The following is a 2,983-nucleotide window of genomic DNA, read 5'->3' on the forward strand; positions in this document are numbered from 1 at the left end:
AAACAGCCGCTGAGGCGGTCGTTTTCGGGCATAGATCACTTTGAAAACGTACCGCCTCACATTTCAATCCTTATTTGAACACCGCCCATCACACGAAGCAAACTCTTTCGTGGTACCCCCTGTTTTGACCCGTACGACGTGACAGCCGTACAGATCAGTCTTGAACTCGAGGAATGTTATAAGCTGTCGCCACGCCGCATCCTGCTTGTTACGAGTGTTATGTGACTGTTCCAACATCCCCTTCAGATCAATATCTTCCACGAACACGGCGTCGTCCTTGCGGACGAGCCATGTCGTGATCTTGTGCTGGTAGTCCAGCACTCATTCGTCTTTACTTAATCCTCACACCACGGTTGTGTAGCGGTAGCGATCGTCTCTTGTAAGATTGGTCGTTGCTTGTGGATCTTTTGAGCGTCTTCGATCAATCGGTCGAGCGGCGGCGATCGTGAGTAGCCGAGGAACTCACCGAGTTCGTGGAGAATAAGATGGGCGTGCGACCGAATGGTCGCCGCCCAGCGCTCTGTCGGAAACACAAGCTCATCATCCGTCTGCTCAGTGACTAGAGCCGACAGATCGCGGCTTACAAGCAGCGATAGCAGCGCTGCGTACAACAAGATCCTCACCACGTGTTCGTCACTCGTGTCGAACTCGTCCAATTTGTACTGCGTCTTCAGCTCCCGGAAGAGCAACTCAATTTCCCACCGACAGCGGTAGACCTCCGCTAAATCCGCCGGAAAGAACTCCTTCCTCGCTAAATTCGTCATGTACAGGTGATAGTCGCCGGTGTCCTCATTGCGAACGCCGACGACGCGAAATCGCTTCGTATCCAGCGACTGTGTCCCATTGTACTACGCTCGGCGCATCGGTCATCTCAGACGCCGTTAACGCTCGTGGGCAGGTACTGTAGTCTCCCGCTGGTTCGGTCGTTGTTCGCGACCTTTGACGCCGCGGTCCCCCGCCTGCTTCCCGACCCCTTCGATAGTTACTAACCGCTCCAGTCGCCGTTCAAACTCGTCGTCATCGATTTCGCCGTCAACGTACCGGCGCTTGAGTCGCTCGATTGGTGACGCTGACCCTCCAGTCGTAGCTGGCGTCAGTTGCCGCGTAGCGTCTTTAGAGCTCCGGTGACCTTCTGCGAGCTCGTCGGCAAGGTAGCCTCCGAGCGCGCTGCTCCCGATGACGTATACCGCACCGATGAGGGCCATTCCGAGCACGCCGACCGTCGCGATCGGAGACACGGTCGCAGCGACCGCCACCGCGAAAAACGTCATCGGTAGCGACAGCAGCACCACTAATGCGCCTGTGACAACCCCAATTCGTGGTCCGCTTCCGTCGCCAGACTTCTTCACCTGGCTCGCCACGCCACCGCCGATTGCCGGTGCGAGCAACCCAACAAATGGTACCACACTCGCGAGCACCGTTACCCCAACCCCAACGCCGGCCGGCTTGAACACTGCTGCAACCCATCGCTGTATCTGACCACCGCGAACCCGCTCACCGCCGGTCATCGTGTGGCATCCCCGCGGGTGTGTGGCAATTCGGACGGCGGCACTCCCGGTCGGCTGATTGTCCGCACTGTCCGTATCGCCGGTCAGTCCGTCCATATTCTATCATAGTATTGCATATAAGCTACACTGCTAAATATGTACTGCCGCCAGGCCATCTAAATTATTTAGCAGTCCAACCTCCTTCGTTCTATTTGCTGAATTGTGGGTGAAAACTAGGCTAAGAAATGATTCTCGCGTCCGATCGGAGTCAGGATCTTACAGATGAGGTGTCGGCCTCGGCGTTCGTTTCACACCCTGGGAGAAACTGCTCTGCCGGGCAGACGTCTGTGAAACTGCTTTGAATGAGATTAATACCTACAAACCCGACAAGCAACAAGAACCATCGTGACACGAATGCCCCGAGCGTGAGTCCAAGCAACGCTATTCCACCGGCGAGACGGCGCACTTGCAGTTGACACTTTTTCCCCATATAATATTGTTATAAACACACAATATATTAAGTCTGTCGGCGGAGCAATCACCGATGTGCGATGTATATCTAGCGGGCGTTGCTATGTGTTCCAACCAACCTACAAGAGCATCTCAGTTCTCTACGCTCGGTAAGACGTTCTCCCACCGATCTCGGAGGGGACGAAACAAGAGGCCCGACGTCAGTTAGGAGTTGCCGGCGAATTTGATGCAGGCTTGCTGGCGTGGGTGTCGTCGTCTCTCTAACCGGTAGTCTTTCGCTGCATCATAACCTCACGCTGCGATGCGGTCCTTACGTTCGGATACGCCGATTCCATACGAAACTGAACGATCTGGCCCAATCGTCGGCGGTTTCGACTTCAGCGTTGCTGAAGCAGTTTGAGAAACAGATAGCTTGACGTTTTATTCCTCTAAAGACGCGTTTGACGCTGTTCCGATTTCCACGTCCTTCGTACCTGAAATCGAAGCCGTAGCGATGACGTGCATCTTGTAACGAGTGCGACCCATCGGCGAGAAACACGACGTTTCCGACACCGTGTTTCTCGGGGAGTTCCGTCAGAAACGAATCTGCGAAAACCCTTGTTGTTGTCGACTCAAACATCATATTGAGTAGTTCGTACGTCTCCGGATAGACGACAGCATACGGCCTATACTGCTCATCGCTGAGCCGGAGCACAGTCTCGTCAAGCGTAATATGATCCGGACACCACCCAGTTTCGGACTGTAGATCAGCCTCACCGATCCACTTGTGAATAGTTGATCGAGCACGTTCGATGCTAAATGTATCAAAAATAAAATATAGCAAAATGATACTTCAACGAGATAGAGTTGGCTACCGAGTTTCATCAACAATCTCGGTCTCCCTTCTCGTTCCACAGAATGTGATTCAATTTTGTGATACTACCGGTAGGGCATGTCTCTTCGGGCATCAACCACTCAGATAACACACGCTTGGCTCTGTTGAAATCCTCAGAGAGTTACATGTTCGTCCTGTAATTCGACGAGAT

2 protein-coding genes and 3 pseudogenes are annotated in these 2,983 nt (G+C 53.5%); all 5 read right to left on the bottom strand.

Annotated elements, in window-relative coordinates; translation table 11 throughout:
* Window positions 1-90: 90 nt before the first annotated feature.
* A pseudogene (locus tag SD626R_RS00770) lies at window positions 91-321 on the bottom strand (IS200/IS605 family accessory protein TnpB-related protein); the annotation flags it as partial.
* A 14-nt stretch (window positions 322-335) separates the two neighbouring features.
* Window positions 336-848 (bottom strand): annotated as a pseudogene (locus tag SD626R_RS00775) (transposase); the annotation flags it as partial.
* A gap of 33 nt (window positions 849-881) precedes the next feature.
* On the bottom strand, window positions 882-1,604 hold the full coding sequence (locus tag SD626R_RS00780; RefSeq protein WP_241996658.1) for an SHOCT domain-containing protein: 723 nt from the start codon (window positions 1,602-1,604) through the stop codon (window positions 882-884).
* Between the two features lie 151 nt (window positions 1,605-1,755).
* Window positions 1,756-1,977, bottom strand: coding sequence for a YgaP family membrane protein (locus tag SD626R_RS00785; RefSeq protein WP_092562143.1), 222 nt, complete (start codon window positions 1,975-1,977; stop codon window positions 1,756-1,758).
* A gap of 291 nt (window positions 1,978-2,268) precedes the next feature.
* Window positions 2,269-2,905 (bottom strand): annotated as a pseudogene (locus SD626R_RS00790) (IS6 family transposase).
* Between the last annotated feature and the right edge of the window lie 78 nt (window positions 2,906-2,983).

Origin of the sequence: Halorubrum sp. SD626R, from assembly GCF_001261915.1 — an archaeon.
GTDB lineage: Archaea > Halobacteriota > Halobacteria > Halobacteriales > Haloferacaceae > Halorubrum.